A 6,759-nucleotide genomic window follows, 5' to 3' on the forward strand; every position below is an offset into this window, starting at 1 on the left:
CCCGCAAGACTTTCAGGAGCGACCCCCATGACGTCGAGCACCGACGCCGATAGTTCCGAATCCGCTCGTCCCGCCCGGCCTGAACGTCCCGCGGCCGAACGACGCGTGCGTCCGGACCGCCCGCACTCGGACGCGCCTGTCGCGCCGCGCGAGCGCACCGGTAAGCCGGTGCGGCGCAAGTCCGAGGGCCAGTGGGCGCTCGGCTACCGGGAGCCGCTGAACGCCAACGAGCAGAGCAAGAAGGACGACAATCCGCTCAACGTGCGTGCGCGCATCGAGAACATCTACTCGAAGCAGGGTTTCGACTCCATCGACAAGAGCGATCTGCGCGGCCGCATGCGCTGGTGGGGGCTCTACACCCAGCGCGAGCAGGGGTATGACGGCACCTTCACCGGTGACGAGAACATCGACCTGCTCGAGGCCAAGTACTTCATGATGCGAGTGCGCTGCGATGCGGGCGCGCTCAATGTGCGCCAGCTGCGCACCCTCGGCCAGATCTCCACCGAGTTCGGCCGCGATACCGCGGACCTCTCTGACCGCGAGAACGTGCAGTACCACTGGATCGAGATCGAGAACGTGCCGGAGATCTGGCGGCGGCTCGAAGAGGTCGGACTGCAGACCACCGAGGCGTGCGGCGACTGCCCGCGCGTAGTGCTCGGTTCGCCGCTCGCCGGTGAATCGTTCGGCGAGGTCCTGGACCCGACGCCCGCCATCGACGAGATCGTCAAGCGGTACATCGGCAAGAAGGAATACTCCAACCTGCCGCGCAAGTTCAAGACCGCCATCTCGGGCCAGCAGGATGTGGTGCACGAGATCAACGACATCGCGTTCATCGGTGTGGATCACCCCGAACACGGTCCGGGACTTGATGTTTGGGTCGGCGGTGGACTCTCCACCAACCCGATGCTCGCCCAGCGGCTCGGCGCCTGGGTGCCCCTGGACGAGGTGCCGGATGTGTGGGAAGCGGTCGTCTCGCTGTACCGCGATTACGGGTACCGGCGACTGCGCACCAAGGCGCGCATCAAGTTCCTGGTCAAGGACTGGGGTATCGAGAAGTTCCGCGAGGTCCTCGAGACCGAGTACCTCGAGCGCAAGCTGATCGACGGACCCGCGCCGGTGCAGCCGGAACGGCCGATCGACCACATCGGTGTGCAGAAGCTGCGGAATGGGTTGAACGCCATCGGCTTCTCCCCCATCGCCGGTCGCGTGTCGGGCACCATCCTGACCAAGGTCGCCGACATTGTGGAATCCATTGGCTCCGACCGGATTCGGTTCACGCCGTACCAGAAGCTGATCGTTCTCGATGTGCCGGACGACAAGGTCGAATGGCTGATCGAGGAACTGAAGCCCCTTGGTCTGCACGGTCGCCCGTCGCATTGGCGGCGAAACCTCCTCGCCTGCAGCGGTATCGAGTTCTGCAAGCTGTCCTTCACCGAGACCCGTAAGCGGTCCCAGGTGCTGGCTCCCGAGCTGGAGACCCGCCTGGCCGATATCAATGCCGACCTCGACGTTCCCATCACCGTGAATATCAACGGCTGCCCCAACTCCTGCGGTCGTTCGCAGATCGCGGATATCGGCTTCAAGGGCATGCTCGTCGACGACGGCGAGGGGAATCAGATAGAGGGCTTCCAGGTTCATCTCGGAGGCAGCCTCGGGCTCGACAGCGGCTTCGGCCGCAAGCTGCGTCAGCACAAGGTGACCAGCACCGAGCTCGGCGATTACATCGAGCGCGTCGTACGCAACTTCGTCAAGAACCGTGACGAGGGTGAGCGTTTCGCGGTGTGGGCTGTCCGCGCCGAAGAGGCAGACCTGCGGTAGTTGGAGGAAACAGCAATGACCACAACGAAACTCGCCGAAGCAGACCTGCGCGCCCTCGTGGAGCAGGGCAATAAGGACCTGGGTCCGAACGCCACCGCGCACGAACTGCTGGAGTGGACCGAGAAGAACTTCGGCTCCAATTACATTGTCGCGTCGAATATGCAGGACGCGGTGCTGGTGCAGCTGGCCTCGCAGGTGCATCCCGGTGTGGATGTGCTGTTCCTGGACACCGGCTACCACTTCGCCGAGACCATCGGCACGCGTGACGCCGTGGAGCTCGTGTACGGCGTGAACATCGTGAATGTGCAGCCGGAAAACTCTGTGGCGGAACAGGATCAGCTGCTCGGTAAGGATCTGTTCGCCCGCGATGCCGCCGAATGCTGCCGCCTGCGCAAGGTGGTACCGCTGACCAAGTCCCTGCAGCCGTACAACGCCTGGGTCACCGGTATCCGCCGCGTCGAAGCGCCCACCCGCGCCAACGCGCCCCTCATCTCCTACGACGAGGGCTTCGGCCTGGTGAAGATCAATCCGATCGCCGCCTGGTCCGACGACGAGATGGCCGAGTACATCGAGGCCAATGGCATTCTCGTCAATCCCCTTGTGGAAGAGGGATATCCGTCCATCGGTTGCGCTCCGTGCACACGGAAGCCGGAACCGGGATCCGATCCGCGAAGCGGCCGCTGGGCCGGCCTCGCCAAGACCGAATGCGGGTTGCACGCCTCATGAGCGCTCCTACTGCTGAATCCACCACCCTCGCCGACGGCGAATTCGACACTCTCGCAGCGCTCGAGAGCGAATCGATCCATATCTTCCGCGAGGTCGCGGGCGAGTTCGAACGGCCGGTGATCCTGTTCTCCGGCGGTAAGGACTCCACGGTGCTGCTGCACCTGGCGCTCAAGGCGTTCTGGCCCGCCAAGCTGCCGTTCGCGCTGCTGCACGTGGACACCGGGCACAACCTGCCCGAGGTGCTCGAGTTCCGCGATCATGTGGTCGAGAAGTACGGGCTGCGTTTGCATGTCGCGTCGGTCGAGGAGTACCTCGCCGACGGGCGGCTCACCGAACGCCCGGACGGAATCCGCAATCCGTTGCAGACCGTGCCGCTGCTGGATGCCATCAATGAGAACCGTTTCGACGCGGTCTTCGGTGGCGGCCGCCGCGATGAGGAGCGTTCGCGGGCGAAGGAGCGCATCTTCTCGCTGCGCGACGCCTTCGGGCGCTGGGATCCCAAGCGGCAGCGGCCCGAACTGTGGAACCTGTACAACGGCAAGCACGCTCCGGGTGAGCATGTGCGCGTGTTCCCGATCTCCAACTGGACCGAGCTGGATATCTGGCGGTACATCGCCCGCGAGAATGTCGAGCTGGCGAATATCTACTACGCGCACGAGCGTCCGGTGTACCAGCGCGACGGCATGTGGATGACCCCGGGCGTCTGGGGCGGTCCGGCCGAGGGTGAGGAGCTGTCGGTCAAGTCGGTGCGCTACCGCACTGTCGGCGACGGATCCACCACCGGCGCAATCATTTCCGATGCGGCCGACAATGCGGCGATCCTCGCCGAGGTCGCCGCCTCCAGGCTCACCGAACGCGGCGCCACCCGCGGTGACGATCGCGTCTCCGAGGCCGCCATGGAAGATCGCAAGCGAGAGGGTTACTTCTGATGTCCGACCTACTCAGACTGGCCACCGCCGGCAGTGTCGACGACGGCAAGTCCACCCTGGTCGGACGGTTGCTGTACGACACGAAATCGGTACTGGCAGACCAGATCGACGCGGTCACCCGCGCCTCGGTCGACAAGGGCCTGTCCACGCCGGACCTGTCGCTGCTCGTGGACGGCCTGCGCGCCGAACGCGAACAGGGCATCACGATTGATGTGGCGTACCGCTACTTCGCCACGCCCGCACGGTCTTTCGTGCTCGCCGATACCCCGGGGCATGTGCAGTACACCCGGAATACGGTGTCCGGCGCGTCGACCGCGCAGCTGGTGATCCTGCTCGTGGATGCCCGCAAGGGTGTTATCGAGCAGACTCGCCGCCATGCCGCGGTGATGGCGCTGCTGGGTGTGCCGAAGCTGGTGCTGGCCGTGAACAAGATCGACCTGGTCGATGATCCGGCCGGTGTGTACGCGCGCATCGTCGCCGAATTCTCCGAGCTGACAGCCAAATTGGGCTGGGCCCCCGAAGACGTGGTGGAGATTCCGGTCTCCGCGCTGCACGGCGACAATGTGGCCTCGCGCTCGGCGAACACCCCGTACTACACCGGACCCTCGCTCATCGAGCACCTGGAGTCGGTACCGGTGGATGCCGACAGCACCCGCCACGAGGTCGGTCTGCGCTTCCCCGTGCAGTACGTAATCCGGCCGCGCACAGCCGAATACCCGGATTACCGCGGTTACGCGGGCCAGGTCGCGGCGGGCACCGTGCGCAAGGGTGACGAGGTCTTGGTGCTGCCGTCCGGCACCCGCACCACCGTCGAGCGCATCGACACCCCCAATGGCGAACTGGCCTCGGCGCAGCCCGGACGCAGCGTGACGCTGATCCTCGCCAATGATGTGGACGTCTCCCGCGGTGACACCATCGTCGCCGCCGATGACGCCCCCGAGCCGATCGAAGCCTTCGACGCGACGGTCTGCTGGCTCGGCGACAAGCCGCTGCGCGCCGGTGCCCGCCTGCTGCTCAAGCACGGCACCCGCACCACTCAGGCGATCGTCGGCGCTCTGATCGAGCGCTTCGACGAACAGCACCTCTCGGCCGACCCGGACCCGGAGTCGCTGGCGCTCAACGACATCGGCCGCATCTCGGTCCGCGTGGCCGACCCCATCGCCGCCGACGACTACAGCGTCAACCGCTACACCGGCAGCTTCCTGCTCATCGACCCGGCGGGCGGCAACACCCTCGCCGCCGGCCTGGTCGGCGACGCCCTGACCAAGGTCGAGGTCGGCACGGAAGCCGGAGCCTGACATGAGTTCGCCCGGCAGCGGCGCGTTCTCGACCGCCCCGCTGCCGGTCGCCCTGCACCGCAACAACATTCGCCCGCAGACTGTGGGCGGCACGGCACCCCTTCCAGCGGACTGGGTCGCACGTCTGACAGGACACCGAGTGCGCCCCGTGCTCATCGCGGTGGCGCACGGCAGTCGTGATCCCCGCTCGGCGGCGACCATGTACGCCGTCGTGGAGCAGCTCGCCGCCACGCGGCCTCATGTCGATGTACGCCTCGCCTTCCTCGATCTGAACGCGCCGTCTGTCGATCAGGTCGTGGATGCCGTTGCCGCCGAGGGCCATTCGCATGCAGTAGTGGTCCCTCTCCTCTTGGGCAGCGCCTTCCACGCCCGAGTGGATCTTCCCGGCATATTGGCCACCGCCTCGGCCCGCCACCCTCGCCTGCACTTGACTCAGGCCGATGTCCTCGGCCCGGATATGCGGCTTGTCACTGCCCTGCGCGACCGTGTCCTGGAACGACTGTCGGGCGAACCCGCGTCACGCTTGGGCGTCGCCGTCGCGGCGGTGGGTTCTTCATCGTCGGCAGCGAACACCCGCACCGCCGAGGTCGCGCGGCGGCTGACGGCCGTCACCGGCTGGGATACCGAAATCTGCTTCGCCACAACCGAACCCACTGTCGTCGAGGCAACGGCCCGGCTGCGCGCACACGGAGCCGATCGAGTTCTGGTAGCTCCCTGGTTCCTCGCCCCGGGCCTACTCACCGATAGGCTCTCCGCCGCGGCCACCGGCCTGGCGCACGCCGAAGTGATCGGCGCGCACCCCGCGCTCACCGAGATCGTGTGGGACCGCTACGACGCGGCGGCCACCACCACCCTCACCCTCTCCGCCTGATTTTTAGGCGGGGGTTGGTCCGGTGGAACTGGTTACATGCAGGCGAGGAAGTGGCCTGCGGAGCCGGAGGACTTGGAGCACATGGCCCAGTCGTCGCTGATCTGGTTCGGAGATGCCAGGTTGGGGGTGACGACCACTTCGGTGGCGGGGGCGTCGGTGAGGGGGATTTCGGCGGAGGCGGTGGCGGCGGTGAGGGCGGCGGCGCCGATTCCCAGGGCGATGGCGCCGGCGCGCAGGATGGGGCGCATGGCCGAGCTCCTTCTGAAGTGCATTGATTTCACAACTGGTGCTCGAATGCTACCCATCGACCGGCGCCCGCAATAGATATAGCGCGGATCCGGGCGCCGGCGTGGCCGAATGGGCATTTGGCCGAGTTCCATTTTCACGGGTGAATAGCTTAGGCTTTCCTAAATTAGTGGAAGGTTTGGGCATGCTCGGAGAGTCTGATGCGGGGCGCGTAATGGTGCCGACGCGTGATTCCTGGCGGCTGTTCTGCGGATACGCGTTGCTGGCCACCGGGGCACTCGCCGGGGCGGTGTGGATCGCCGCGCATGCGCAGCACATCAGTCCGGCGGTGCATACCGCGGGACTGTTCATTCATCTGGCTTCGCTGGTGCTGGGGTTCGGCGGAGTGCTGATCGCGGATTCGCTCGCACTGCGATGGGTGGCGCGGCGGACCACCCTGAGTGAGACCCTGCAGGGGATGAGCCGACTACATCTGCCGATCTGGCTGGGGCTGGCAGGGCTGGTCGGCAGCGGGTGCGTGCTGGAGCCGAACCTCTCCTCCACCATGACGCAGACCAAGCTGGTGATGGTACTGGTGTTGACGCTCAATGGGATTCAGGCCACGGCATTGAGCCGGCGGCTGCGCGGTCAAGAGGACGCCCGGCTCACTCCGGGACTGCTGGCGTGGAGTGCGACCACCGGACTCGTATCGCAGGTGTGCTGGTGGACCGCGACCGCTATCGGGTTCCTGAACGCACAACACTGAGTGCCTGTCCGGGTTCTGATCGTTTAGGGAACAGACCGTGCGGGAGGTTGCCGGAAGTGGCCCGATGGAACGGAACCTCCTGGTAGCAACAGGAATTACCACATCCACTGTTGCCCAGAAGGTTCC

The 6,759-nt window shown here is 65.9% G+C and carries 7 protein-coding genes; 6 read left to right on the forward strand and 1 reads right to left on the reverse strand.

Annotation, left to right across the window (positions count from 1 at the left end; genetic code table 11):
- Nucleotides 1–27 precede the first annotated feature (27 nt).
- Genes GFY24_RS19295 through GFY24_RS19315 form a run of 5 tightly spaced genes read left to right on the forward strand, consistent with a single transcriptional unit; the run spans nt 28 to nt 5,642 of the window.
- Nucleotides 28–1,818 carry a nitrite/sulfite reductase gene (locus tag GFY24_RS19295; protein WP_153806447.1) on the forward strand — a complete coding sequence of 597 codons (1,791 nt, stop codon included), beginning with the start codon at nt 28–30 and terminating at the stop codon, nt 1,816–1,818.
- Nucleotides 1,819–1,833: 15 nt separating this feature from the next.
- Entirely contained in the window at nt 1,834–2,544 is a 711-nt protein-coding gene (locus GFY24_RS19300) for a phosphoadenylyl-sulfate reductase (protein WP_153806448.1), read from the forward strand.
- Nucleotides 2,523–3,473: a sulfate adenylyltransferase subunit CysD gene (gene cysD / locus GFY24_RS19305; RefSeq protein WP_194852931.1), complete on the forward strand. Its 951-nt coding sequence runs from the start codon at nt 2,523–2,525 to the stop codon at nt 3,471–3,473. The genes GFY24_RS19300 and cysD overlap by 22 nt, the downstream gene beginning before the upstream one ends.
- Nucleotides 3,473–4,771 carry a sulfate adenylyltransferase subunit 1 gene (locus GFY24_RS19310; RefSeq protein WP_153806450.1) on the forward strand — a complete coding sequence of 433 codons (1,299 nt, stop codon included), beginning with the start codon at nt 3,473–3,475 and terminating at the stop codon, nt 4,769–4,771. Before cysD ends, GFY24_RS19310 begins: the two co-directional genes overlap by 1 nt.
- A 1-nt stretch (nt 4,772) precedes the next feature.
- A complete protein-coding gene (locus GFY24_RS19315) occupies nt 4,773–5,642 on the forward strand; it encodes a sirohydrochlorin chelatase (RefSeq protein WP_153806451.1) in 870 nt (289 codons plus the stop codon).
- Between the two features lie 32 nt (nt 5,643–5,674).
- On the opposite strand, the gene GFY24_RS19320 is transcribed toward GFY24_RS19315, so the two are convergent.
- Nucleotides 5,675–5,890 carry a hypothetical protein gene (locus GFY24_RS19320; protein WP_153806452.1) on the reverse strand — a complete coding sequence of 72 codons (216 nt, stop codon included), beginning with the start codon at nt 5,888–5,890 and terminating at the stop codon, nt 5,675–5,677.
- Between the two features lie 182 nt (nt 5,891–6,072).
- Here GFY24_RS19320 and GFY24_RS19325 point away from each other — a divergent pair, with 182 nt between their 5' ends.
- Nucleotides 6,073–6,633, forward strand: coding sequence for a hypothetical protein (locus tag GFY24_RS19325; RefSeq protein WP_228566447.1), 561 nt, complete (start codon nt 6,073–6,075; stop codon nt 6,631–6,633).
- The last annotated feature ends 126 nt before the right edge of the window (nt 6,634–6,759 follow it).

Origin of the sequence: Nocardia sp. SYP-A9097 (genome assembly GCF_009649815.1) — a bacterium.
Taxonomy (GTDB): Bacteria; Actinomycetota; Actinomycetes; order Mycobacteriales; family Mycobacteriaceae; genus Nocardia.

Bases quoted from the DNA above. Each gene is read 5' to 3' on its own strand.
- GFY24_RS19315 (WP_153806451.1), top strand. From the start codon at position 4,773: ATGAGTTCGCCCGGCAGCGGCGCGTTCTCGACCGCCCCGCTGCCGGTC.
- GFY24_RS19310 (WP_153806450.1), top strand. From the start codon at position 3,473: ATGTCCGACCTACTCAGACTGGCCACCGCCGGCAGTGTCGACGACGGC.
- GFY24_RS19300 (WP_153806448.1), top strand. From the start codon at position 1,834: ATGACCACAACGAAACTCGCCGAAGCAGACCTGCGCGCCCTCGTGGAG.
- GFY24_RS19325 (WP_228566447.1), top strand. From the start codon at position 6,073: ATGCTCGGAGAGTCTGATGCGGGGCGCGTAATGGTGCCGACGCGTGAT.
- GFY24_RS19320 (WP_153806452.1), bottom strand. From the start codon at position 5,890: ATGCGCCCCATCCTGCGCGCCGGCGCCATCGCCCTGGGAATCGGCGCC.
- cysD (WP_194852931.1), top strand. From the start codon at position 2,523: ATGCGGGTTGCACGCCTCATGAGCGCTCCTACTGCTGAATCCACCACC.
- GFY24_RS19295 (WP_153806447.1), top strand. From the start codon at position 28: ATGACGTCGAGCACCGACGCCGATAGTTCCGAATCCGCTCGTCCCGCC.